Source organism: Arthrobacter sp. QXT-31 (assembly GCF_001969265.1).
GTDB lineage: Bacteria > Actinomycetota > Actinomycetes > Actinomycetales > Micrococcaceae > Arthrobacter.
This window is the reverse complement of record NZ_CP019304.1, coordinates 2,755,913-2,779,773: the sequence shown is the minus strand read 5'-3', so window position 1 is coordinate 2,779,773 and position 23,861 is coordinate 2,755,913. Positions and strand designations below refer to the sequence as shown.

At 63.0% G+C, this 23,861-nt stretch carries 21 protein-coding genes; 9 read left to right on the top strand and 12 right to left on the bottom strand.

The annotated features are described in order from the left end of the window. The first annotated feature begins 866 nt into the window (after window positions 1-866). Both BWQ92_RS23855 and BWQ92_RS23555 read left to right on the top strand, forming a co-directional pair. Complete coding sequence (locus BWQ92_RS23855; RefSeq protein WP_172804282.1) at window positions 867-1,034, top strand: hypothetical protein; 168 nt, start codon at window positions 867-869, stop codon at window positions 1,032-1,034. A 309-nt stretch (window positions 1,035-1,343) separates the two neighbouring features. Further along, complete coding sequence (locus BWQ92_RS23555; protein ID WP_076799915.1) at window positions 1,344-1,568, top strand: hypothetical protein; 225 nt, start codon at window positions 1,344-1,346, stop codon at window positions 1,566-1,568. Window positions 1,569-1,669: 101 nt separating this feature from the next. Here BWQ92_RS23555 and BWQ92_RS12490 read toward each other — a convergent pair whose 3' ends face one another. The 5 genes from BWQ92_RS12490 to BWQ92_RS12460 form a co-directional block, all read right to left on the bottom strand. Beyond that, on the bottom strand, window positions 1,670-4,069 hold the full coding sequence (locus BWQ92_RS12490; RefSeq protein ID WP_076799913.1) for a hypothetical protein: 2,400 nt from the start codon (window positions 4,067-4,069) through the stop codon (window positions 1,670-1,672). Window positions 4,070-4,075: 6 nt separating this feature from the next. After that, window positions 4,076-4,756, bottom strand: coding sequence for a peptidoglycan-binding protein (locus BWQ92_RS12485; RefSeq protein WP_236782945.1), 681 nt, complete (start codon window positions 4,754-4,756; stop codon window positions 4,076-4,078). Between the two features lie 377 nt (window positions 4,757-5,133). Then, window positions 5,134-5,685 carry an AMIN-like domain-containing (lipo)protein gene (locus tag BWQ92_RS12480; protein ID WP_076799912.1) on the bottom strand — a complete coding sequence of 184 codons (552 nt, stop codon included), beginning with the start codon at window positions 5,683-5,685 and terminating at the stop codon, window positions 5,134-5,136. Between the two features lie 640 nt (window positions 5,686-6,325). Continuing rightward, a complete protein-coding gene (locus BWQ92_RS12470; protein WP_076799908.1) occupies window positions 6,326-8,470 on the bottom strand; it encodes an amylo-alpha-1,6-glucosidase in 2,145 nt (714 codons plus the stop codon). A gap of 934 nt (window positions 8,471-9,404) precedes the next feature. Then, on the bottom strand, window positions 9,405-9,650 hold the full coding sequence (locus BWQ92_RS12460) for a hypothetical protein (protein ID WP_236782944.1): 246 nt from the start codon (window positions 9,648-9,650) through the stop codon (window positions 9,405-9,407). 326 nt (window positions 9,651-9,976) lie between these two features. Between BWQ92_RS12460 and BWQ92_RS23550 the strand changes: the two genes are divergently transcribed. Together BWQ92_RS23550 and BWQ92_RS12455 are read left to right on the top strand one after the other, a co-directional pair. Beyond that, window positions 9,977-10,114, top strand: coding sequence for a hypothetical protein (locus BWQ92_RS23550; RefSeq protein WP_157365146.1), 138 nt, complete (start codon window positions 9,977-9,979; stop codon window positions 10,112-10,114). A 133-nt stretch (window positions 10,115-10,247) separates the two neighbouring features. Continuing rightward, window positions 10,248-10,673: a YciI family protein gene (locus tag BWQ92_RS12455; protein WP_076799903.1), complete on the top strand. Its 426-nt coding sequence runs from the start codon at window positions 10,248-10,250 to the stop codon at window positions 10,671-10,673. 689 nt (window positions 10,674-11,362) lie between these two features. On the opposite strand, the gene BWQ92_RS12450 is transcribed toward BWQ92_RS12455, so the two are convergent. From BWQ92_RS12450 to BWQ92_RS12440, 3 genes are all read right to left on the bottom strand, one after another. Beyond that, window positions 11,363-12,382, bottom strand: a complete 1,020-nt coding sequence (locus tag BWQ92_RS12450; RefSeq protein ID WP_157365145.1) for a cytochrome d ubiquinol oxidase subunit II — start codon at window positions 12,380-12,382, stop codon at window positions 11,363-11,365. Between the two features lie 10 nt (window positions 12,383-12,392). After that, window positions 12,393-13,757, bottom strand: a complete 1,365-nt coding sequence (locus BWQ92_RS12445) for a cytochrome ubiquinol oxidase subunit I (protein ID WP_076799901.1) — start codon at window positions 13,755-13,757, stop codon at window positions 12,393-12,395. Between the two features lie 337 nt (window positions 13,758-14,094). After that, complete coding sequence (locus tag BWQ92_RS12440; RefSeq protein WP_076799899.1) at window positions 14,095-14,997, bottom strand: TerC family protein; 903 nt, start codon at window positions 14,995-14,997, stop codon at window positions 14,095-14,097. Window positions 14,998-15,216: 219 nt separating this feature from the next. Here BWQ92_RS12440 and BWQ92_RS12435 point away from each other — a divergent pair, with 219 nt between their 5' ends. Continuing rightward, on the top strand, window positions 15,217-16,854 hold the full coding sequence (locus BWQ92_RS12435; protein WP_076799898.1) for a serine/threonine-protein kinase: 1,638 nt from the start codon (window positions 15,217-15,219) through the stop codon (window positions 16,852-16,854). A 153-nt stretch (window positions 16,855-17,007) separates the two neighbouring features. Here BWQ92_RS12435 and BWQ92_RS12430 read toward each other — a convergent pair whose 3' ends face one another. The 4 genes from BWQ92_RS12430 to BWQ92_RS12415 all read right to left on the bottom strand — a co-directional run bounded on the left by BWQ92_RS12430 (window position 17,008) and on the right by BWQ92_RS12415 (window position 20,599). After that, window positions 17,008-17,562 (bottom strand): amino acid permease, encoded by a 555-nt coding sequence (locus BWQ92_RS12430; protein WP_076799896.1) that lies wholly within the window; start codon window positions 17,560-17,562, stop codon window positions 17,008-17,010. After that, window positions 17,502-18,824: an ISL3 family transposase gene (locus tag BWQ92_RS12425; RefSeq protein WP_157365141.1), complete on the bottom strand. Its 1,323-nt coding sequence runs from the start codon at window positions 18,822-18,824 to the stop codon at window positions 17,502-17,504. Before BWQ92_RS12425 ends, BWQ92_RS12430 begins: the two co-directional genes overlap by 61 nt. 116 nt (window positions 18,825-18,940) lie before the next feature. Then, complete coding sequence (locus BWQ92_RS12420) at window positions 18,941-19,999, bottom strand: APC family permease (RefSeq protein ID WP_236782943.1); 1,059 nt, start codon at window positions 19,997-19,999, stop codon at window positions 18,941-18,943. A gap of 261 nt (window positions 20,000-20,260) precedes the next feature. Further along, window positions 20,261-20,599 (bottom strand): cupin domain-containing protein, encoded by a 339-nt coding sequence (locus tag BWQ92_RS12415; RefSeq protein WP_076799894.1) that lies wholly within the window; start codon window positions 20,597-20,599, stop codon window positions 20,261-20,263. Window positions 20,600-21,109: 510 nt separating this feature from the next. Between BWQ92_RS12415 and BWQ92_RS12410 the strand changes: the two genes are divergently transcribed. The 4 genes from BWQ92_RS12410 (at window position 21,110) to BWQ92_RS12395 (ending at window position 23,828) form a co-directional block, all read left to right on the top strand. Further along, complete coding sequence (locus BWQ92_RS12410; RefSeq protein WP_236782942.1) at window positions 21,110-21,571, top strand: hypothetical protein; 462 nt, start codon at window positions 21,110-21,112, stop codon at window positions 21,569-21,571. Between the two features lie 119 nt (window positions 21,572-21,690). After that, on the top strand, window positions 21,691-22,203 hold the full coding sequence (locus tag BWQ92_RS23980; protein WP_216639998.1) for a hypothetical protein: 513 nt from the start codon (window positions 21,691-21,693) through the stop codon (window positions 22,201-22,203). Window positions 22,204-22,234: 31 nt separating this feature from the next. Beyond that, the gene (locus BWQ92_RS23975; protein ID WP_216639945.1) at window positions 22,235-22,831 is read left to right on the top strand and encodes a hypothetical protein; all 597 of its coding nucleotides are present in this window, start codon (window positions 22,235-22,237) and stop codon (window positions 22,829-22,831) included. A gap of 409 nt (window positions 22,832-23,240) precedes the next feature. Beyond that, entirely contained in the window at window positions 23,241-23,828 is a 588-nt protein-coding gene (locus BWQ92_RS12395) for a TetR/AcrR family transcriptional regulator (RefSeq protein WP_076799891.1), read from the top strand. The last annotated feature ends 33 nt before the right edge of the window (window positions 23,829-23,861 follow it).

Below are 23,861 nucleotides of genomic sequence, written 5' to 3'. Positions count from 1 at the left end.
GATTTTCCTTCCCCTAACACTCCCAAAAACAATAAGAGTACTTAGTAACTTAACGCAATCGTCAATACCGGAAGACTGTGAGGCGGATCGTCAGCATGCTAAAACCGTTCCTTCTGGGGGTAGTCGTATCCCATTAGGCCGATCATCGGGGAATCAGCGCAGGAACTTGCCGCTGTGAGCGCGGCTTCCGATCAGGGGAAACGGCGGCATTCGTCACGCCCATCCCCTCATTGGCGGGGCGAGCGGCGGACTGGTTGAGGAGCGAGGACCCCGGGTGGGTTAGTGGACCGCCGCCGCCCCCAGTAGTTTCAGCATTCATTCTTGGAATGACCGTGGAGTTTCTTGGGATACCGGGCTCACTGACGACGCTTTCGAAGAGGAGCCCAGCCCTCGAGGCCGGTACCCTTGATGCACCGCCGCCAGCCTGCAACCAGGGCCGCCATCTTCCGGGGTCGGCGCGCCCGGCTCCTAGCGACTTTTGCGAAGCTCCACGCTGACTTCCTCAAAGGCCGGAACCCGTCGCGCTTCCCCGGCGCGAACTTCAGGGTCTTTGCCTCTGACCACCGTGAAGGGGAGCGATGTATATGAGCCCCAGCCCCGCCCCGCCGGCGACTCGTCCTCCCGGAGCTACTCAACGAGGCTGTTCACGGCGGTGACGTGGGGCAGGTACACGTCCTCGAACTGCTTCCCCCTGAACGCCGCGAACCTCATCCGTTTGGGCACGCCTGCATACTAGCTGCTGGCACTGCTCGCGGCCGGGCAGTGACTGCCCGGCAGGTGTACAAGCAGTTCCTTCTTCTCCGGCGGCACCACCAGGGCCATCATTGAAATGCCAGGACGGCTGACTACGCGGATCGGAGAAGGTCATGTTGAAGGCCCTGATGTGCAAGCTGAACATTCGGCACGAGTGGCACGTCGAACACACCGAAGACGGCAGCCTTTATAAGCGCTGCCTGCGCTGCGGCAAAGATGACGATAGCGGCGGCGGAGGAAAGGGCGACTTCAGCGCCTGGGTAGGACCAACAGGAGGGTGAGGTCACTGCCCCACTGAGGCCGCCGAGGGACTTCGTCCCCGGCGCGGCTGCCGTCCGGACAGGGCGACAGGCAGGGCCGGAGAGCCTTCGGGGTAGAAAGCAGACTTATTGACATGACCTACGTCAGGAGACTTAAAGTGACGGAGTCGAGCAGTAGGCGTCAATCCCAGTAGCGGGAAGGGCCGCCATGGCTTCCTCATCAGTAAGTTCCCTTCGTTTCCATACGGCTGATCCCGGCATGACCTGTGGACCCCTCTCCATCGGCCCTACAGCAAATGGCAGCGCCACGGTCGTGCTGAAGGAGTATGGGTGGTGATATCCCTGCGCCGGGTCGTCCGGAGCCAGTACTTCCCGGCCGCGGCGAGCCGAAGCCGCCCTCCGCTGGGCACCCTGGCCTGGCTGCTGTTCGTCTACGGCTCTGTCGTCCTGTCGGTGGCCGTCGGTCTGTGGGCCGCCATCGACCTGGCCCGTCGCCTGTCCCGGCGCCGAAGGCGTCCGCCGGGACGTTGGAAAGGCAGGCGCCGTGCCAATTAGCCTGCCGGTCCCGGTCGTCAGCCGCTGCTGAAATCACCAAGGCAAGTCCCCTGCCCCGGATATCAGTAGGACCAGCCCTTCCGGTTTCCGGCGCCGGCGCCTTAGCCCGCTGGCGGGAGCCCCGGAGACGGGGTGGTGGTCGATGTAGGCGCCGGTGTCCCGGATATCGTCGGTGCCGGCGGCACCGTGGGTGCGGGAACGGCCGGGACTGGGCTGGCGGGCGTGGTGTCCCCCGGCGCGGGAGGGGCGGGCGGTTCCCCGCCGTCCGGGGTCTGCGAAGGGGTGGTTGGTGACGTCGGTTGGGTGCCTGTTGTGTCAGGGGTCCGTGTTCCGGTGCTGGGGTCTGTGCGGATGATCTCGGTGATCATTTCCTTGTAGGCAGACAGCCGGGCTTGGATGTCGGTGAGCGGGACGTTGCGGAGGTTGCGTCCGAACTCGGCGATCTCTTCCCAGAGTGCCTGCAGCCTGGCTGCACCCTCGGCGCTGAGCGGCCCGTCAAGGGTCAGCACCAGTTGGCTGGCAAGGGCATAGGTGAGGCAGGATACGCAGTTGTAGTTCGCGGCCGCGGACAGGTTCTCGGGAACAACCACGTTCGCCTGCCCCACTACCAGCACGACCTGGAATCCCACCGCAACGGCTGCGCAGCCGGTGCAGTTGGCGAAGGCGTAGGCCTCGTTGCGTGTGTCGACGGGCGTGCCGTCGTCCGCCCAGACCAGGGCGAAGGCGATGTCATAGACGACGGACCCGTCCGTGGTGTTGACCGCCAGCGCCTGGTTGCCGTCCCCGTAGGGCGCCTGGGGTTTGTCGAAGGGAAACACCCATGACGGCGCCACCTGGTTCCCGTCTTCGACGGTTGTTCGGGACGCCTCGTCCGGCGGCGTTCCGGCGTCCGGGCGGGGCACCAGCACCAGGGCCAGCTGCGGTTTTTCCCGGGTCGGCAGTTCCGCCCCGTCCGGCCACAGGGCCACGGTCCCGCCTTGGCGGCCTTCCACCAGTCCCGCCGAACCGGGCCCCGACAGGGCGGTGGGGACGGCGTCCAGCAGGGTCCCGCGGTCGTATGGCTGAACCGGGCGGTAGGTTTCCGGCCGAGGCCACCAGGCCCAGGCGAGCCCGGCAAGAATTGCCGCGATAGTCACCAGGGCCGTTCCGCGCCGGAGGGTGTTGCCTTTGGTCCGTTTCAGGATGGCCTGCAGCAGTTGGCGGGCCAGCCGCAGCAGCATGTACAGGATTGCCAGGACCGGCAGGGCGATAGCCACCATCGCCAGCATGTTCGCCGCACCTCCGGTGAAGTCACCGGCTGCCAGGCTGCCGGTAGCCTGCGCGTAGCGTGCGGCCCCGGCGGCCCCCGCGGTGGCGAGCAGCCGCGGCAACGCAAGCACGATCAGGACCAGGCTCAGCAACAGGAGTGGGACGGTCACCAGCACCCACACCGTGATCAGGGCACGGGCCCACGGCTTCAGCGCCCGGGTTTCCGGGGTGTTCCGGCGCCAGGGCAGGAGCGCCAGGAGGGTGGGTTTGATGTGCTGGAACAGGTCGGGCACGCCGGTGGCGTCGGCAAGGATGTGGTAGCCGTCGAACCTCAGCAGCGGCAGGAGCTGCCGCACCATCTGCAGCACTTGCGTGGCGATCACCAGCAGCCACGCGTCGTCGTTGGTCAGCCACCAGATGCCCATGATGATGACGGCCACGATCGCGTTGAAGTAGAGGCCGCCAAGATCTGTGCGGAGCCGTCCGCCACGGCCCAGCCGGTAGGAATCGGTGACGTCCGTGAAGAACGCAGGCCACACCAGATACAGGCCCGCGCCCATCCTTCCCGGTGTGGCACCGCCCCTCATCGCGGCGGCGGCGTGCCCGAACTCGTGGAACCCCGCCGACAGGACGGTCACGAGGAAGACGAGCAGGAGCAACCCGGGGTTGGCAAAGGCGTTATGCGTTGCCGAGGCAAGTCCCTTACTGAGCAGCAGCCACCCGCATGCAGCCAGGAATGCAGCGACCACCGGAACGGCGATGAGCGGGTGGAACAGGACAGCGAAGGGCCTGGTAATCCTGGCCGTCCGCGTCGTATCGGTGACGGTGTAGCGCAGGCGCATTCCCAGTAGGGGATCGGCGCGTTTCACTTCCGGCTCGGAGCCGTCAGCGAGCCGCAGCAGGCCAAGGGGGAGCAGCTGCGTCCGGATCAGAGCGCGCACGTTCTCGGCACTGACCAGCCGGCCAAAGGCCGGCGTCACGTCGCCGGCGATGTCCTCGATGCTGCGGGTCCCGTCCGCTGCCTCCATCACCAGGTACAGCAAGCGGGTCAGGTGCAGGGCCTGACCGTCGGCCCTGCGGACCAGGGAGGGCGGTTCCAGGTAGCCGGAGTCCTTCGCCTCACCCAGCAGCTGCACGCCCTCGGCCCGTACGGGATATTCCGGAACGCCTCCGGGTCGGGCGGCAGGACCCTGAGGCGTGGCAGGAGACGGCGGGCCGCTCTGGGTGAACGGTCCGCCGTGCGCGGTAGCCATCCTGGTTTACTGCTGCAGGTCGGACTGCTGGTCGGCGGTCGCCGTGGCTGCGCCCTCGATCCCTTGGTTGATGATGGCGTCCTGCTGGGAGACAGCGGTGGCGCTGCTGTCGATCGAGCCGATGTTCGCGGCCACGGCTGCGTCGATCGGTGCAGCAACGTTTGCGTTCGCCGCCACCGCACCGTTGATCGGCGCGGCGATGTCGGCATCTGCGGCAAGATCCACATTGACGTTCAACAGATCGCCGTCCAAGGCAGCAGCCGGATCGGTAGGCAGCGCACCCAGGTCCGTTGTTCCGCTGCCGGGAAGCAGCCCGTCAGCGGCCGGTTCCTCCGTGGCGGTTCCGTCATCGACAGTGTCATTGCCCTGGTCGATTGTGCTGTCCTGTGCCGATTCCGCGGTAGCGTCCGCGGTGATGCCCTGATTAATGATGACCCCCTGGTCGGAGAGCGCCTGCGCCTCCGAGCCGAACGAGAGAATATTGGCCGCGGCCGCGGCATCAATCGGGGCTGCGACATTGGCGTTGGCTGCCACGGCAAGGTCAATTGGTGCTGCCGCGTCAATGCCAAGGTCGAGGTCCGCATTCAGGTCCAGCACGGAGGCGACTTCCTTGTCAGGCAGGGCGGCGCCTTGCTGCGCCAGCAGTTCTTCATCGGTCAGCGGGGTCAGATCCTGTTCGTTGCTCACGTTCAAGCTCCATTCCGGCGCCGGTCAGCCCTCCCCAGCGAAGGGCTCCCATACCGATGCGCCTCATGCGACTCAATAGTAAGCATGATGATCATCTGGCAAAAGTTGATCGCCGGCCCGGCACCGACCTGCCGCCACGGTCCGGCGCCGGCGTTATCGCATCCGCCCCACGAATCCTGCGACGGCGGTCCGGCATGGATGCGGGGTGACCTGTTCCTGTCCGGGTCCCAAGGCTCGCCGACAGTCGGAGATGCTAGTTGGTGGATCAGGCCTAGCCGCACGGTGCGGGCAAAGCGGCGCCCCGCCTCCGGTCGGAAGCAGGGCACCGGCATGCCTGACTTTTTGATGTCAAACTTTGGCGGCTGTCACATCTGGTGTCACCAATGGTGGGCGACGTCGATTACGAGCTTGGTTCCGTTGCCGGGGCCGGGCAGGGCGTGGACCTTGAAGGGCAGCCGGGCGCGGACGCCGAGGCCCAGGGTGGTGTAGCCTTCGTAGCTGCCTGCCCAGACAACCTGCCGGAATGTCTGGTACTTCGAAACGTTGGTGACCTCGGAACGATTGGCCGGCGTGAAGGTGGCCCTGCCAGTTGCGTTGTCGTAGCTGGGTGAGTTGGCGGTAACCTGCAGGAAGGCGCCGCCCCTCAATTTGATTGGATGTCCGGATCCGTCCTGCACGACCTTTGAGACGTAGCGGACGTTGTAGCCGGCTGCTTTTCCCTTGATGTCGATGACCAGCCGGTCGAAGCAGGGGTGCTGTCCCGAGCGTATGTTGGTTACCGATGCGCCGCTCATGGCCTGGTTCGATTTGCCGAGGGAGCTCCATACCAGTCCGCAGTAGGAAGGGGTTGCGGAGGCGGGCCCTGGAGCCAGCAGGCCCAGTCCGAGAGCCACAATGGTGGCTGTCAGCCAGGCACTTAGTTTTTTCATATGGGGTACACCTTTCGGGTGTGAGTGATGGGGTGACTCCAGCGTAGGAGCGCCACAGGCCCGAAACGAGGGATGTTTCCGGTTCTTCGTGCAACCGTTAATCGGCAAGGATTCCGGTCACGGGAGCGTAATTCCGGAGCGCGTTTCGGGGGCAGTCGAAAGGCGTTCGTGGCCCTTTCTCCACACCGCCGTTACCGCTGGTAACGGCCATAAGGAGGTGGGCAATGGGACGTCAGGTCCAGGTCCGTCATCGGCAAGCCTGCGCCGTCCACCACCCAGGGAACGAGAGGCGCCCGGACAGTCGTCCCGGACCGCGGAAGGTGCACGTTGTGTGATTCGGGAGTCGGGGAACCTATAGCTCAGGTCTACCTCAAGGCTAAGCCGTGTTCCTTCAGTGCCGTCTCGATGATCTGGAGCGCTTTGGGTCCGACTCCATGGAGTTTTGCCAGGTCCGCCCGGGACGCCCCGGCAAGTCCCCTGAGAGTGATATAACCGGCAGCATGCAAGGCGCGAGTGGCGGGAATTCCAATCCTCGGGAGAGCGTCAAGTGATGATGTGGCCATGCGACCACGGTAAAGCCTCCAAGTGCCTTCCAGGCCATCTACAAGGCTGTGCACATCACCGTGACGGTAATGGCGGGTTAGGATGCGGCGAAGTCTTCGGCCTGCGGCCGGGTCCCGTTTCGGAAGACCACACCGGAGGGCAGCCCGTCCACGCCGTTCACCCGGGTTCCGGTCACGTCGATGGTGACCCGTCCGCCCTTTAGTGGCAGGTTCTCGCTGTGAAGGGTGCCCCAGGATAGTGGCAATGCCGGCTGCATCCAGAACAGCCCGTCTGGTATGTGCGGGGCGTAGCGCAAGAGGGTGCGTACGAGCATCACCGGTGTCGCTGATGCCCAGGCCTGGGGAGCGCAGGCGGTGGGGTACGGGACCGGTACGGGGCAATCGGACCGGCTGAATCCGCAGAACAGTTCAGGCAGTCGGTTGTTGGTGTGTTCGGCGGCGTCCATCAGCGCTGTGGCGATCAGTTGGGCTTCCTTCACGAAGCCGTACCTCATCAGTCCTGCCGCGATGAGCGCGTTGTCGTGCGGCCAGACTGAGCCGTTGTGGTAGCTGACGGGGTTGTAGGCGCCCATGTCGGTGGCGAGGGTGCGGACCCCCCAGCCGCTGAACATCTCCGCTGAAAGGAGCCGGTGCGCAACGTAAGCGGCCTTGTCGGTGTCGGCTATGCCTGACCATAAGCAGTGGCCCATGTTTGATGCGCAGGCATCCACCGGTCTCTTCTCGCCGTCCAAGGCGACGGCGTAGTATCCGCGGTCTGGTATCCAGAACTGTTCGTTGAATTGTTTTTTGAGGAGCCCGGCACGGTGCCGGAGATCGAGGGCGAGGGCATTGTCGCCGTCGTCGTACGCTATCCGGGCCCGTGCCATGAGGGCGCTGTAGACGTAGCCCTGCACCTCGCACAGGGCGATCGGGGGCTCAGCGAGCCGGCCGTCGGCAAAATTGATGCCGTCCCAGGAGTCTTTCCAGCCCTGGTTGATGAGCCCCTGGTCATTGAGGCGTTCGTACTCGACAAACCCGTCGCCGTCCCGGTCGCCGTAGTTTTGGATCCAGTCCAGGGCGCGGTCGGCGTGGGGCACGAGTGCGGCTATGTCGTCGGCCGGGAGTCCCCAGAGCCGGGCTTCGCCCAGCAGCGTGACGAACAGCGGGGTGGCGTCCACGGTTCCGTAGTAGGCTGACCGGCCTCCCAGGGCCAGGCCGGTGCCGACATCGAGCCGGACCTCATGCAGGATCCGGCCCGGTTGCTCTTCGGTCAGCGGGTCCGTTTTCTGTCCTTGCCGGTCGGCCAGTGTTTGCAGGGCGCCCAAGGCCAACGTCGGGTCGACGGGAAGGTACATGAAGGAGGTCAGGAGTGAGTCGCGGCCAAAAAGCGCCATGAACCAGGGCGCTCCGGCGGCGATGACCATCCGGTCAGGGTGGTCGGGGTCAACCAGGCGCAGCGCTCCGATGTCGTCATGGCTGCGTGCGAGGCTTCGTTCGACGGTCGGATTCCCGACCCTGGTCATTGGGACGTGTGCATCCCATGCCCGTTGCCGTCCCTGCTGTGCTGCGATGATCTCGGCGGAGAGGACGAGCGTGGGCAGTTCTGTATCAACTTCGGTTTCCGCTGTCAGCGGCAGGACGGTGGCCCGGACACTGCAGTGGCCCCGCGCGGGGACGTCCATTCGCAGGAGGAGACCGTCGGAGGTGGCTTCGGCGTCGCGCATCCGCACCACGATCTCTTTCCTGGTTTCCTGCCACACCGCTTCGATCCTCAGCAACCCGGCCCTGGCAGTCCTTGTTCGTTCCCACTGCCGTTGCGGCCGGCCGTCCTTGACTTCGAAAAGGTCCGCGAAGTCAGCATCCACGGCAAGTGCCAGTTCACAGGAGGCCGGGCGGACCGAATAGTTGTGAATGGTGATGTCCTCGACGATGCCGGACCCCAGTTCGCGTTTGCGCTCCACGGTCAGTGGAGTGTCCGCGCGGCCATCGGCCCGCGCTGCCCTGCCCATGTAGGTGCCCTGGTAGGGCGAAGGGTTCCAGGCTCCCAACGGTTCCACTGGCTGCCCGTTAATAGCGATGGACCAACGTGACAGGATCCGGGTGTCCCGGTGAAACACCCCGTGGGGGTGGCTCGGAACGATGTCCCCGTTCGGCAAGGAGATACAAAAGGACGAGCCGGCGACGAGGGTTATGGCCCCTTCGCCCATGGATCCAGCCGCATTGTCTGCATTCCATCCAGCCAACTCTGGCTCCTCATAAAACCACGAACCAAACTGCAACCTGGCTACTAAATCTACGCCTGTGGGTTGGCAACGGCGAGTGCGTCCCCGGCCTTCGCCTGATCGGTCCGGCCTCGGCAAGTCTCAGGACGGCCACCGCTGTCCGCCGACTATCCGGATGCCGTGGACCCTCGGACGGCATGTCTCGAGTGGTTGGCTTGCAGCATCTTGACCTCATCCTGCGCGTTCGCTGCGGCATCCTTGATGCCGGCCATGCACTCTGGCTATGACCTGCAAAAGCAGGACAGAGGCTGACGGCAACAGAAATCACTCGCCTTCTGGCATCTGGGGCCGTGATCCACACCCGACGTGGGCGGGAAACGAGTTGTACACTGCGCAGGGGGGGCACATATGGACAACAGGGCCAGACCGACGCTGGACATTCAGCATCTCCAAATACTTGCGGGACAGGCTTCCCTGGAGGCGGCAGAGTCATTTACCGCTGACTATAGGTCTTTGCTCCCCCGGTACGTTGAGCAAATCAGGTCCGCCGTCGGCACCCGCAACAGGGATCTGGCGCTGGATGCCTCACTGCGATTGAAGACGAAATCCTGGTTGGTCGGAGCTCTGCACATGAACCAGCTGTGCACTGGACTTGAGCTGGCCCTGGCGCTGGATAACTGGACCACCGCCACTGCCGTCGCAAGGGACATCGAGCTCCACCTTCCGCGTCTGCAGAAAGCGCTCCAGGGCGGTCCCCATCCCGGGCTCCACACGCGGCTGATGAGGGCAACCCGAACTACCATGGCGTCCTGATCCGCTGGTCGCCGGATCCCTTATCACCGGTTGACGAAACCCCATTACCGGCGAACGAATAAGGCGGGGAACTTACTGCATGGGGCGCAGAAAGCGGGTCTGTCAGTATTCAGGTTGGCGCCGGACACACCGGGGCCAGAAGTTAGGCCACGGAAGGGCTGGTTCGGGGTTCTTCCACTGGGAGGCGGCGGACCAGCAGCGATTCGAAATCAACGAGCTTGCGGGTGCCGCTGCCGGTGTCCAGAATCCAGAACATCCCCATGGACGGGATCGTCTGCAGCACCTTTCCACGGTTGTAGCACCGTCCTTCGTGCCAGGCTTCAATAACGTCGCCAACGGCAAGGTTCGTTAGGTCCTGTACGACTCCGATTGCTTGTTCTTCCGTCACGTCCCCTCCTCCGTTCATGCCGACGGGTTGACCCCGGTAATTCAGAGTAGGGGCTGAAGTTTGCGCCCGCGTTTCCGACGAATGACTTCCTCGATACGAAATTGACCTGGTTTCCGAAACGGCTGATCTCATCAGGAAGCCAGTCGTCCTGCTCCACGCGGCAGAAGCCCCTGAAGTTCGGCGCAGTAACGACACCGCCCCCCCTGCGGGAACTCGAGCATGAACGACAGAACACGCCGGTTGCTCGAGTCCTGCGCACAGGCTTGGAGGGGCGCGCCTTGGGTGAACGGCTACCGCAGCCCTTCGTTACCCATAGGATGAGCCTCATGACAGCTGATGATGAGAAGGATCCTCCTGTACCCGCCGATCTGGTGGGCGCCCCGCAGCGTGTCCGCCGCGACCAGGTTGCAGAAGACGAAGACCAGCCCGTCCGCAAGGCCCCTGCGGACGAGCCGAACGAATGAGAAGCGGATTGGTTCTTTGCGATCAGGCGTCTTTGAAAAAGAATTTTTCTGATCGTTGTCGATCCGGCGCTTGCCTGTTCGACGCAACAGTAGAAGGATGCATCAGGCGTTCCCGGGACGAAGGAGTAGAACAGTGAAGTTCATGCTGATCATGCGCGCCACGGACGAGGCAAAGAAGGCTTACGCAACGGCCGACATCGAACAGATCATCAATGCCATGGGAGCGTACAACGAATCGCTCATGAACGCCGGGGTGCTGCTTGCCGGGGAAGGGCTGACCGATGACATGAGCGAAGCTTTTGTAGTTGATTTTTCGGGCGACAACCCCGTTGTTACTGACGGCCCGTACGGGGAAACCCATGAACTGTTCAACGGCTTCTGGATCATCCAGACCGCCAGCAAGGAAGAAGCCGTCGAGTGGGCCAGCCGGTGTCCCCTGGGCCCGGGCAACAAGCTCGAAGTCCGCCGCGTGACCGATATGAGCGACTTTGAAGACTTCGCCGACAACGAGTTCCTCCAAAAGGAAGCCGGCTGGCGCGAGGAACTCAACCAGCCATAACAGCAGAGCGACAGACAGATGGGCGGCCGCGCCCCAGCGAGCCAGTGCACTCTGGACGCCGTGCGCGGGGACGCGGGGATCGAAGGTGCACACCGACATGGCGACAGGGCTGCGGACCATCGTCCGCCAGCACCCGGCGATCGAGATGTTCCTGGAACAGACGGACCCCTAAACGGGCTGGAAGGCTATCGGCGTGGCGATTGACGACTACATACCGAAGCCCATGGCCCTCGGGGACAGCTTCCCTATTGATCCGGACTACGTTGGCGAACGCCCCTTCGTCCGAACCAGAACGGCGTCACGCACACCGCGCACCCGAGGCCGGCCATATCGGACGGCACGCTGCCAGCTATTGCCGGCAGGGTCCCTTCAGCTGGAAATCACCTCAGCATGATGTCCCTGTCCAGCGACCAATACAACTCGATGACCAGCATGTTGCCAGTCCTCTGGGCTTGGATCCTGGCACCAGAGATCCGGGCCTTCAGCTCCTCCAGCAGGTCCGCGTCGTCCGCTGGCAGATCGATTTCTCAGGACACCATGCCTCACCCCTACCGACCGGCATATGTGCCACAGGCCGTGGCACATATGCGATGGGCTACCGCTCGTGTCCGGCAGGTTGACGGAACCGCCATTACCGGCGTTCCGAAAGCAGCGAGAAGTAGCGGCTTCCGGCTTCAGTACCGCTGGCCCTACTGGTGGGGTTCGTTGGCCCGGGGAAACTGGTCGCGTTGGAAGATGGAGTAGAGCCACCAAAGTGATGGAAGCACCAGAATTCCGGCGAGCAGCACTGCAATTGTGTTGGCAGCAAGGACGTTTTCGGTGGCTGCGGCCTCGGCCAGCGTGAGGCCCGGAAGTACGAAGGGATATTGTCCAATTCCCCAGCTCCATAGCAAGGCGGTGACGGCGAGGGCAGCTGAGACGCGCACGGTCAGGAACCTGCGACGCCACATCAACACTAGTGAAGCGAACCCGGCGGCTACTGACAGGGTTGCAAAGGGCAGTGCGGGCAGCGTCAGCAGCTGCCGGAACAGCCCGGGGGCATCCGCTGCGAGTACTACAAGCTCCACCACCGCCAGGGCGCCTGTGACGACGCCTGCGGTCAGGGCTTTCCGCCGGAAGGCCTCGGTTAGCTCCGGGTTCCCTTCCCTTCTAGCATCATGGGTCAGGTACACGGCAGCCAGGTAGGCGGTAGTGGCCACAGCCAGGAAGCCGCTGGTGATCGAGGTCGGGTTTATCCAGCTTGTCACGGGGTCGCCGGCCGCTATGCCCGGCGGCACGCGCTCAGCGGCGAGGGCGCCGCCCACCGTTCCAAGGAAGAAGGGTGTCAGCACCGACGACAATGCAAAGGCTCCGCCGAACAGGCGCTGCTGCCACAGCTCCTGGCTCACTTTGCGGAAGGCAAAGGCGGCTCCGCGGCTGATGATGCCCAGCGCGACGAGGGTGAGGGGAATGTAGAGGGTGGAGGAGACGGCAGCGAACACTGACGGTACAACGGTCCAGGTTAGGATGATCACAAAAATCAGCCAGACATGGTTGGCCTCCCAGATCGGCCCGATCGAGTGCTCGATCAGGTTTCGCTGCGGACGCCCCTTCTCCGCCCGGCCTGCGACCAGGTCCCAGAAGCCACCGCCGAAGTCCGCCCCTCCAAACAGGGCATACGCTGTCAAACAGATCCACATCGCTGCCATCAGCAGTTCAGCAAGCGGCACGGCAGGCCTCCTAGATGATCTTGTAGCCGGTCACGTCTGACTCCTGTGGCGCCAGGGGTACCGGCTTGTCCTTGGCGAGCCGCCGCAGCACATAGACCGTGGCGATCGTGAGGAAGAGATACACCACAGAGACCAGAATGAAACCGTAGAACAGTCCCGGCGCCGGGTTGACCGCGTCGGAGGTGCGTAAAACTCCAAAGACGATCCAGGGCTGCCGGCCGACTTCGGTGACTACCCAGCCGGCCTCCAGGCATACGACGGCGATCAATCCGGAGACCGACGCTGCCCGCAGGAACCACTTGGACCGGGGGAGGTCCTTCCGGCGTTTCCAGGCGACCGCCATCCAAACGGACAGTGCCAACAGGGCAAATCCGCCGCCCACCATGGCCTGGAAAGCGAGGTGGACAACGTTCACCGGCGGCCTGGCGTCTTCGGGTACCTCGTTCAGGCCCATTACCTCGGCATTCGGATCAAAGTGCGCCAAAAGCGACAGGCCGCTGGGGATCTCAATGGCGTACTGCATCTCGCCGTCGATGACGACCCCGCCGATGTGGAGCGGGGCGTTGCGCTGGGTCTCGAAAATGCCCTCCATGGCGGCGAGCTTGACTGGCTGGTAGCTTGCCACGAAGTGGGCGGCCCAGTCCCCAACACCGATCTGGACAGGAGTGATGGCCGCAGCCACAGCAAAGGGCACCGCAAAACCCAGCCGGTGGTACCTGTCCCGCCGACCGCGCAGCATGGCAACGGCATAGACCGAAGCCATTCCGAACCCGGCAACCATGAAGGCAGCCAGGATCATGTGGACGGTCTGCGGCGGAGTGGCCGGGCTGAACATGGCCGCCACCGGGTCCACCGCGATGATCCGCCCGTTTTCCTCATCAAAGCCGGTGGGTTGCTGCATCCACGCATTCGCTGTGACCACAAAAAAAGCACTGGCCACCCCTGCCACGATCACCGGGATACCGGTAAGCATATGGACACGCGGCGAGAGGCGGTCCCACGCATAGAGGTAAATGCCGAGAAAAATAGCCTCAATGAAGAACGCTATGCCCTCAAGCGTGAACGGCAGACCAATGACCTCACCGTAAACGCCCATCAGCCCCGGCCAGAGCAGGCCCATCTCAAACGAAAGAATCGTTCCCGATACGGCTCCTACCGCGAAGAGGACACCCATCACCCTGGCCCAGCGCCTTGCCAGCAGCCGGTAGTTCAGGTCGCCGGTCTTGTAACCACGCCACTCGGCCAACAACGTGATTGCCGGCATTCCGACTCCGAAGCAAGCGACGATGATGTGCCATCCCAGCGACAGCGCCATCTGAAGGCGCGCCGCCAGAAGATCAACAGGTTGCACTTGGAAATACACGTCGGTGAGCACGCGTCACTCCTACCGCCGGACCAGAGGAACACAAATACACGTTGCTGCAGCAAACGTACCCATGGGCCAGGAGTTCATGCATTACTGGGAGAAGAGAAAGCTCTCATCAAATGGAGTAAGCGTTTTCCCGCCGCAGCCTGGAGCCAGAGGACGACGGCAGGGTCCCCGCGCAGCTTAGGTAGCTCATCGCACGCTCAACAGTTTCTGACGTCTTCATTATTGCTTGCTGCAGCTCCGGCTCCCGACGCCCCTGGGCGTGACGCCACACCCCCGGGGGACAGCTCGTGCCGCGCCCTGTGAGGTCTGCCGGCAGGGAGAGGGGACCCTCAGGTTCGGCCTATCCCAGGCCGGCGGGTTCCTGGTGGCCGTCGCCGTCGACAATCCTGCCGCTCACGGGCTTGCGGGAGAGGCAGACTTCCCCGGCTTCTGGCCCGGTCGATGTGGCGGCGGCGATGGCGTCGTGGTCATCGGCTTTGGAGTAGGCGTGGCGGAGGTGGACCGGTTCGATGGGTTCGCCTGAAAGTTTTTCCTGGCGTCGTTTGTAGGTCAGGTTCAGGGCTTCGACGATGATGGCGAAGGCCATGGGGCCGTAGATCAGGGCTTTGTCGATCTTGACCTCGAAGCCGTCGGCGATGAGGAAGGTTCCGATCAGCACCAGGAAGGCCAGGGCCAGCATCTTTACGGTGGGGTGCCGGTTCACGAAGGAGAAGATGAACTTCGAGGAGAAGAGCATGATGGTGAACGAGAGCAGGACCGCGGTGACAATGACCAGGAGGTTATCGACCATGCCGACGGCGGTGATCACCGAGTCGAACGAAAACACCATGTCCAGCAGGATGATCTGGGTCAGCACCGCACCGAACGTCACGCTGGTGAGCCGGCCCGGGCCGTGGGACTCGCGTCCTTCGAGTTTTTCGTGGATCTCGGTGACTGCCTTGTAGACCAGGAACAGGCCGCCAAAAGTCAGGATCAGGTCCCTGCCTGAAAAGCCCTTCCCGAACAGTTCGAACAGATCGTTCGTCAGGCTGATGATCCAGGATGCGGCGAACAGCAGCACGATCCGCATCAGCATCCCCAAGGTCAGACCGAGGTTGCGGGCTTTAGCCTGCTGCTCCAAGGGCAGCTTGCTGGCCAGGATCGAGATGAAAATGACGTTGTCCACGCCCAGAACTATTTCCAGCACGAAAAGCGTAACGAAAGCAACGGCAAGGTCCGGTGTCAGTTCAAATGCTAAGTCCACTTACGAAGTGTAACCGACGCCATTTCCTGGAACAGGAAAGGGCGAATTCCGATCGGAGATCAGCGGGGCTGATTCATGGCGTACGAAGCTCCGCGCGTGTAATACTAAGCAGTCTTACTACCCGTCGCGTTCTACCGGGCGGGGTGTAAAGACCAGCGAATACTCCGCGACCTGACAGCAGGCCGGATACGACAAATGAGACGCAGTGTGGGAGTTCGCATGACTGAGGGACAGCGGCCGGTCGTGACCGGGCAGCTTATGTGCCAGCGTTACCGTCTCCAGGAACTGGTCGGCCGTGGTGCCGCGGCAGCGGTGTACAGGGCGGTCGACGAAGCATTAGGCCGTGAAGTGGCCCTGAAGGTCTTTTCCAAGGAAGGCGGCGAGCCGGAGTTGCTGGCCCGTCAGGAAGCCGAAATCCGGATTCTCGCCTCAATGGTCCATCCGTCCCTGGTGACGTTGTTCGATGCCGGTACCGACCCCGCGATGGAACGCAGCTTCGTGGCCATGGAGTACGTAGCCGGCCCGGACCTCCGCCGCCACTTGCGGACCGACAGCCTGGCGCAGGCCGACGTCGCAGCTTTGGGAGCAGATCTGGCTTCCGCCTTGGACTATGTCCACAGCCGCGGCGTGATCCATCGCGACATCAAACCCGGCAACGTGCTGCTCTACAACCCCCGCCCGGGTGAGCCGGGACAGCAGTGGCGCGCCAAACTCACGGATTTTGGCATCGCCCGGGTCATGGACGAAGAGCACCTGACCAGGACAGGCTGCACCGTCGGCACTGCCGCGTACCTCAGTCCGGAACAGGCCCTCGGTGAGCCATTGAACGGTACCAGCGACATCTACTCCCTGGGTTTGGTGCTGCTGGAGTGCTTCACCCGTACGGTCGAGTTTCCCGGAAGCCAGATCGAGTCCGGCGTGGCAAGAATCCACAGGAACCCCGTCGTACCGGACAGTGTCAGCCCGGAGTGGAAGACCCTGCTGACCGCGATGACCGCCAGATACCCGACCGACCGCCCCTCTGCGGCCGAGGCCGCGACTGCCCTGCAGCGACTGGCGCTGGCACCGGGCAGTAAGACTCCCGTCGCTCCTCAGACGTCCGTCAGCGTCACGCCCTTGCCGGAGGTCCGGAGCAGGCCATGTCCTCCCATTCCTTCACGTCCGCCAAATGTTGCTTCGCGGGCGGGCCGCAAACCTGGCAGGCATATGCGGACGGTGATCGTCGCATCCATTGCGGCCGTTATTCTGACCGGAACCACGTCCGCCACCTTCGGGCCTGCTGGCCCGGATCGGTCCGCAGCGCCCACCCCACAGGCAGTGCCCGTGCAAAACAATCCTCTGGATTTCCATCTGCATCAACTCCAGGCAGCCCTGGAGCCCTCAACCGCGCTCCGGTCCATTCTTGACCAGGTGCGCCAAGCCATACGCGACGGGGACCTGCAAAGCGCCCTTGTGCAATTGGACCGCCTCGAAAAAGACGCGACCGACGAAGCCGCACGCAACGGCTTGACGTTCGAACAATACCGGAACATCACCGCAGCCATCCGCCTGGTCCGCAACGACCTGCAGACACTCATCACAACCTCCACAAAATCACCCGTTGAAGCACTTCCCGCCGCTCCCCAGCCTGCGCCCACGCGGAACGGCATTCCTGCAGGGAACCTGGAACCTGCTCCGCTCGTCGTCGTAAACCCATCGCCCGGCACACAGACCGGGACTGAGGATCCTGTCCAGCAGCAAGAGAACAAGGTCATGGCCGAAGGTCAGTCCAAGCGGCCCGTTCCGGGCCCCGGCGCTGTCGACAAGCCCAAACCCGACAAGGCCAACAACCAAAGCGGGACCAAGAGCAATAGGTAGGGTCCGGGTGGCAGATTCCGGCGGAGGAAGTCCAAGACGGCGGTCCGGCCGGGTCGACAAGGGTGTCCGCCCACGGCCCAGCACGCGGACCTGCCGGGACGAACGAATGGTTCGTCCCGGCAGGAGGCGGGGTTCAATAGCGGTTGAGGACAGTCAGAGGCTGGGTACTTTCTCCAGGTCTGCGGCGTCGTCGTCTGGTTTGCTGTTTGAAGGGATGGTGGTGGGCAGTTCCCTGTTGTTTCTGCGCCTCGTCTCGTGCTGGGAATACAGCCAGATTGGTATGTAGAGGGACAACACGATGAAGCCGAGCCAGGTTGAGGTCCAGCCGATCTCCAGGCTGTTCAGGTAGACGACGCCGACCAGGCACAGCGGCAGGTTGAACAGGCCGAAGAGCATGGCGACGTGTTTCCAGCCCCTGGGTGCCTTGAAGGGCCGTTCCAATTGGGCGAGGGCCGGGTGCTTCCTGGCCCTGACGTAGGCGAACAGGCTGATGCCGTTGGCGCAGGTGTAGCCGATCGCGGCAGCTGCAAGGATGGCGGCGAGGGACCCCGTGGAAATTAGCACCATGTTGAATGCCGCGGTAACGAGCAGGGCAATGAACGGGGTTCCATGGCGATTTGTTTTGCCGAGATACCGGCCCTTCGCATTTAGGCATGGTTTGTCTGGTTGATTCGGTAGGGGCGGTGGCCGCCGGCTGCGAGTAGGCATCGGAGTCTGTAGTTGGTGAAGTTGCGGAAGCCGCGGGCTATTCTGCGGGTGGTTTCGATGACCCCATTGATCGCTTCGGTGGGGCCGTTGGAGGCGCCGAAGGTGTCGAAGTAGGCCAGGATCGCTGCCTTCCATTGTTTGAGTGTCCTGCCGAGCCGGGCGACTTCCGGGATCGGGCAGGTCGGGAATTGGGCCATCACCTCGCTGACGAGTTGGCGGCCCTTCTCCGGTCTGGCGTGGTAGATGTTTCGGAGCTTCTGGTAGCACTGCCAGGCCAGGCTGACTTCGTGGTCCGGGTCCCCGAGGGTGAGCTTCGCGTCGAGCCGGGCGGCCTGTTTGTCGGTGAGGTGTTCGGCCCCGATCTGCAAGGTCCGGCGGATGCCGTAGAGCGGATCGCCCTTGCGGCCGCGGTGCCCGAGGGTGTCCTGCTGGACCCGGCGGCGGACCTCATCGACCATGGCTGAGCCTAACTTCACGACATGGAAGGCATCCAGGACGGTGATGGCTTCGGGCAGCTCGTCGCGGATCGCGTTGGCGTAGCCGCGGAAGGGATCCAGCGCAGCCGTTTTGATTCCGGCGGTGAACCCGGTCCCGCGCTCTTTGAGCCAGTCGGCGTAGGCCTTCCCGGACCGGCCCGGGACAAGGTCCAGCAACCTGGCGTGCACCACACCGTGGGCGTCGCGCGTGTGGTCCACGATCCCGGTGACCATGCCGGATCCCGGTGGGCCGATGTGGGACCAGACGTGCTCATCAACCCCGAGCGCGTCCACCCCTGTCAGCCGGTCCGTCGCTGCGATCCGGCGGGAGGCTTCCACTCGGACAGCGTCCCAGATGGTGTGCCACGAAACGCCGAGCTGATGGGCCAGAGCGGAAACCGAGGTGTCGAAACGCTGCAGCGCATCGGTCGCCCACCCGACTGCCCTGGTCGTGAGTTTCGCTCGGGATACCGCCATTGGATGCTCCTCGGTGAACGTCGTTCTGGGGCAGTCAGGGTCCGGGCATCGCCAGACGCGCTTCGCCCAGAGCAGCCGCACCGGCCGGCCGAAACACGGGATGTCGTGGAGCCGGACCGGCCGGCGGCCGTGGCCCACGGCAACGACGCCGCAGTCCGGACAACCGGTGACGTCTTCCCCGGTCTCGACGCCCAGAACGAGGCCGGCCCCGGTCGCCGTGACAGAGCTGATGTGGATGCCCTCAACACCGAGCAGCGTATCCGCGCGCGTGCACCACCGGCCGTGGGAACAAGACATAGAGTTATTCATGTCAGGGTCTCTTTTGGGTATTGGTTTGCTTGGTCGCAACCAATTCAAAGAGGCCCTGACCTCTTTCCTGCCGCACCACGCCGTACCGGAAAACGTCCAACGCCGCGGCGGAAGTCTCAGACCGCCCTAACCACGCTCATCTGCGAAGGGCCGAGATACCTGGGCAGGTTGCCTTCGGTCGACATCGAGTGCAGGGCACGGGAGGAACCGAGGTAGGCCGTTTGGATGATCAGGATCATGGCGGCGATCAGCATGATGATGGTGACGACGGAGCCGGCTTGGCCAAAGGTAGCCTGGGCGACCGGAATCAGCGGTGACACAGCTTCGGCCGCCACACCGTCAACACCCAGCACGCCGATCACTGCAGTTTGCACGAGTACATACGAGAAAAGGCAGATGATGCCGCACGCAAACAGTGCCTTGGGGATATCCTTGGCGGGGTTTTTGTATTCAGGGCCGTAGATTGCTGCCGTTTCCCAGCCGCAGGCACTCCACTGCGCGATTGCGAAGATGCCGAAGAGGATCAGGATGTGGTGCGCGTCCCAGGACCAGTCGGCCGGCAGCCAGTTGCCGGTGATATTGGCCAGCTCGACGTGTCCGGTGGCAAAAGGTGCCGCGGTCAGGACCACCAGCGGGATGAGGGAAAAAGCCGCCAGGACGTAGCCCAGGATGGCGCCTTCCTTGAGTCCGAACCAGTTGATGATGAAGAGTCCCGTGAAGATCACCAGACCCGAGATGAGTGAAAGCTGGTACTCGCTGAAGGTCTGCCCGAGTGCCGGGAAGAGCCCGTGCAGGTAACCGCCGACCAGGATGGCGAAAATCGCGAGGACCGGGTTCCAGGCGAACCAGTAGCTCCAGGCGCTGAAGCCCCCGATCAGCTTGCCCTTGTCATACTTGCCCTTGTAGTTCTCGGTGCGGAATATTTGCTGCGCGAAACCCGGCAGACCGGAGGCCTTGGGAAAGGTGGTGGCCATTTCAGCGTACGCCGCGTTCTGAAAGAAGCCCTGAATGACGGACAGCCCCCAGATGAGGATGGCTGCGGCCGACAGATACATCGGCAGGTAGCCCAAAGAGGGCAGAATCAGCAAAGGCACACCCAGAGCGATGGCCAGGCCCTGCTTCCAGTCAATCGACCTTTCCAGGTAACCAACACCATCCGAAAGATTTTTACTCATAACAGTCTCCCTTAGACGACTGAAGCCGTCCGGTCTTTTAGTTGCGTGAAATTAATTCTTGAAAAGATAAAGTGGCAGCGAAAAGAGCCATAGCGCCTGCAGACAGTGGGTAAGGCAGGATTGCAACTGGCCCCGCAGAATCAATGGGGGTGGTTTTGATTCAAGAAGAATGGCAGTCGGCGGCAGCTATTGCTGGATGTAAAAGATGCAGAAAACCGCCTTGCACATTGCAGCCCCAACTGCATGTGCAGGAGTGCCGAACTAGATTTCGAAGTACCGGAAGGAGTGCGACTCTGCACCTTCCGGGTTCGGGCCGTACGTGGTAACCATCCGGGCGTAGACGGGCGCCCAGTACCGCCCCAGTTGTCCTGAATTAACACGCGCCGCGTCGCCCGGCTTCAGGATGACCGTCTTGCCTTCACTCTGGATGTGGAGTTCGCCTTCCAGGACGAAGTTCGTCTCGGTGTGGGGATGAAAGTCCTCCCAGCCACACGCCTCCAGCTCCCACTCCGAGAGGATGAACTCGCTCCACCGGCCTACAGGCTTGGAGTTGATGAACCTGCAGCGCAACCGCGGCCATTCGGCTCTCATGACCGTCATGGACTCCGCCGGCCAGAAATCGATTGGGGCACCGGTCGTAAGTGTCGCGAGTTGAGGGGTGGTTGTCGTCATTGTCTTTACCCGTTTTCTCGGAATGGGGATTTTGCACGGGGCGGTGAATCGCACGAGAAGCGCAGCTGTGATCTAGATCACCACGCTGCGGAACACTCTGACACGGACGGCAGTCCTAGTCAACGGTTCCAGATAAGTGACATGGACTGCACATTGACTTCCCGGGAATCCCAAAAGAACTGAACTTGGACGGTTGACTAATACATTCGTTCATGTCAGAGTTTCTGCCACGAGCAAACGTGACTGGCATCACACCAGCCGGGGCCTGGTTGGCCCTGCAGATCCGGAGAACTCCGGTTTGCAACTGACTCTCGCGGGGTCCCCGATCGGGCTCCCCGGCTGCCTTCGGTGCAGCCCCGCAGGTCCCGTCCGCTTCCAGTTCTGTCAAAGGCGCAGTTCTGGGCTGATCATGCACGCACTATCGATCCAGGAGAGATTATGGAAACCCTCGTAGGAACCCTGAGCAAGGCCGGATCCATCCACAAGGTCGTTGGCGGTTACACCGGTCTGCCGTCGATGAACGAACCCGGCACGGTCGCTGCGATTGGCGACTCGCTGCACAACCCGGAAGGCTCGGTCATGAGCGCCGGCTTCTTCGAGCTGAAGGCCTCCGAACCCCTGGTGTACACGTACACCTACGACGAGATGAAGGTCGTCATCGCCGGTGAGTTCATCCTCACCGACGAAACCACCGGCGAAGTCACCCACGCCAGGGAGCGCGACGTGCTGTTCTTCCCGAAGGCACGACCGTCAGGTTCGAAACCCCCGACTACGGCCTCGGCTTCTTCGCCGGCGACCGCACCTTCCCCGCCTGATCCCCCGGGCAGCATCCCCACCCCCCCACGCGTTAGCGCGTCCCCATACCGTCGCGGATCCGCGACCGGAGATCCGGATCCGTGACCGAAATTTTCATTGGAATTGGAGAGCAAGATGACACTGCGAGTAGGAATCATTGGTGCCGGCCCCAGCGGCCTGGCCCAGCTGCGGGCCTTTGATCAGCACGCCAGAAAGGCGCCGCCATCCCCGAGATCAAGTGCTTCGAAAAACAGGACGACTGGGGCGGGCAGTGGAACAACAGCTGGCGGATCGGCCTGGACGGCCACGGCGAACCGGTCCACTCCAGCATGTACCGCCATCTGTGGTCCAACGGCCCCAAGGAATGCCTCGAGTTCGCCGACTACTCCTTCGACGAACACTTCGGCCGGCCCATTTCCTCCTTCCCGCCGCGGGAGGTCCTCTTCGACTACATCAAGGGCCGGGTCGAAAAATCCGACGTCCGCCAGTACGTCAGTTCAACACCGTCGCCCGCCACACCAGCTACAACGAAACCACCCGGGAATTCACCGTCACCGTCGAACCTCAAAACCGGGATCACCGAAACCCACATCTTCGACAAACTCGTCGTCGCCACCGGCCACTTCCACGTCCCCGCCGTCCCCGAATTCAAGGCATCAAAACCTTCCCCGGCGAAGTCATGCACGCCCACGACTTCCGCGGCGCCGAACGCTTCTACGGCAAACGCCTCCTCATGATCGGCAGCAGCTACTCCGCCGAGACATCGGCATGCAGGCCCATAAAATGGGCGCCGCCGCCATCACCATGAGCTACCGCAGCAACCCCATGGGCTACCACTGGCCCGACACCACCGTGGACGCCCTCGTCACCACTTCCAGGGAGCACCGCATACTTCAGCGACGGCACCCACGACGACTTCGACGCCGTCGTGCTCTGCACCGGCTACCAGCACAAATACCCTTCCTGCCCAGCGAACTGTCCCTGACATCGCCGAACGTGCTCTACCCGGGCAACCTCTACAAGGGCGTGGTCTGGCAGCAGAACACCAACCTGTTCTACCTCGGCGCGCAGGACCAGTACTACACCTTCAACATGTTCGACGCCCAGGCCTGGTTCGCCCGCGACGTCATGACCGGCGTCATCGACCTGCCCTCCATCACCGAACGCGACACCGACATCCGGCACTGGCTCGACCGCCAGGCCGCCTCCCCGACCACGACGCCGAAGCCGACTTCCAAACCGACTACCTGCGCGAACTCATCAACGCCACCGACTACCCGCCCTTCGACCTGGACGCCGTCTCCCAGCTCTTCAAAGACTGGATGCGCCACAAACACGAGAACATCCTCGGCTACCGCGACATGACCCACCGCTCCGTCATCACCGGGACCATGGCCACCCACACCACACCCGCTGGCTCAACGCCATGGACGACTCCCTCGAACGCTACCTCCACGGCACCAGCCAGGACATCAACACCGGCCAGGACATCAACACCGACACGCCCGAAGACCTCACCGATACCTTGGCCGCAAGGTAAACCACCACGCACGCCTCCGCCCCGCGGCCCACACCGGACCGCGGGGCTGTGGCGCGCCACCGCAACCGGGCCGGCACCGGCACCCAGACCCGGACCCGGGCAACGGACTTCCGCACGACAGGGACAGCCGTTCGAGTCAATAGTTCATGAATGGTGCGCGATGTTTATCCAGGCAATAGTCTTAGGACAAGGCCCTCACCGGGGGCCTGATGCCGGGAGACGAGAGAGTGAGCTATGCGGGTACCCGCAGAGGAACGCAAAGAACAGCTAATCGCAGCCACCGTTGAACTGATGCGGTGCGAAGGCGTCCAGTCAGTAACCGTCCGGGCCATCGCCAAAGAAGCCAACGCACCCCTGGCCACCGCACACTACTGCTTCAGCGGCAAAGACGAAATCATGGACGCCGCCGCCGAAGCCTGGCTCAAGAACCTCAGCAGCTTCTCCGGCGACATCCACTTCGAACTCGGCCTCCGCAAAGCCGTCGAACAAGTCGCCGAAGGCTACTGGCGGGCACTGGAAGAAGAACCCGCCAGCCTCCTCGCCGAAATCGAACTCATCCTCTGGGCCACCCGCAACGCCCCCGCCAGCCCCCTCGCCGCCAAAATCTACCCCGCCTACGAAACAGAACTCGGCAACATCTTCTCCACCGCAGCCCAAACCACCGGCGAAAAAAGCCTCATAGACTTCCCCACCCTCGCCCGGTCCTTCCTCATGATCTACGACGGCGCAGCCATCCAATACCTCACCAACCCCAAAGCCACCGACCACCGCACCATGTTCTTCACACTCGTAGACGCACTCCTGACCAAAGCCGGCGTCTAACCCGGAGACTGCCCCACGGTTACAGCGAATCAA

Bases quoted from the DNA above. Each gene is read 5' to 3' on its own strand.
- BWQ92_RS12480 (WP_076799912.1), bottom strand. From the start codon at position 5,685: ATGAAAAAACTAAGTGCCTGGCTGACAGCCACCATTGTGGCTCTCGGA.
- BWQ92_RS12430 (WP_076799896.1), bottom strand. From the start codon at position 17,562: ATGCCTACTCGCAGCCGGCGGCCACCGCCCCTACCGAATCAACCAGAC.
- BWQ92_RS12410 (WP_236782942.1), top strand. From the start codon at position 21,110: ATGGAAACCCTCGTAGGAACCCTGAGCAAGGCCGGATCCATCCACAAG.
- BWQ92_RS12420 (WP_236782943.1), bottom strand. From the start codon at position 19,999: ATGAGTAAAAATCTTTCGGATGGTGTTGGTTACCTGGAAAGGTCGATT.
- BWQ92_RS23975 (WP_216639945.1), top strand. From the start codon at position 22,235: ATGCAGGCCCATAAAATGGGCGCCGCCGCCATCACCATGAGCTACCGC.
- BWQ92_RS12435 (WP_076799898.1), top strand. From the start codon at position 15,217: ATGACTGAGGGACAGCGGCCGGTCGTGACCGGGCAGCTTATGTGCCAG.
- BWQ92_RS12425 (WP_157365141.1), bottom strand. From the start codon at position 18,824: ATGAATAACTCTATGTCTTGTTCCCACGGCCGGTGGTGCACGCGCGCG.
- BWQ92_RS23855 (WP_172804282.1), top strand. From the start codon at position 867: ATGTTGAAGGCCCTGATGTGCAAGCTGAACATTCGGCACGAGTGGCAC.
- BWQ92_RS12490 (WP_076799913.1), bottom strand. From the start codon at position 4,069: ATGGCTACCGCGCACGGCGGACCGTTCACCCAGAGCGGCCCGCCGTCT.
- BWQ92_RS23550 (WP_157365146.1), top strand. From the start codon at position 9,977: ATGACAGCTGATGATGAGAAGGATCCTCCTGTACCCGCCGATCTGGTG.
- BWQ92_RS12395 (WP_076799891.1), top strand. From the start codon at position 23,241: ATGCGGGTACCCGCAGAGGAACGCAAAGAACAGCTAATCGCAGCCACC.
- BWQ92_RS12415 (WP_076799894.1), bottom strand. From the start codon at position 20,599: ATGACGGTCATGAGAGCCGAATGGCCGCGGTTGCGCTGCAGGTTCATC.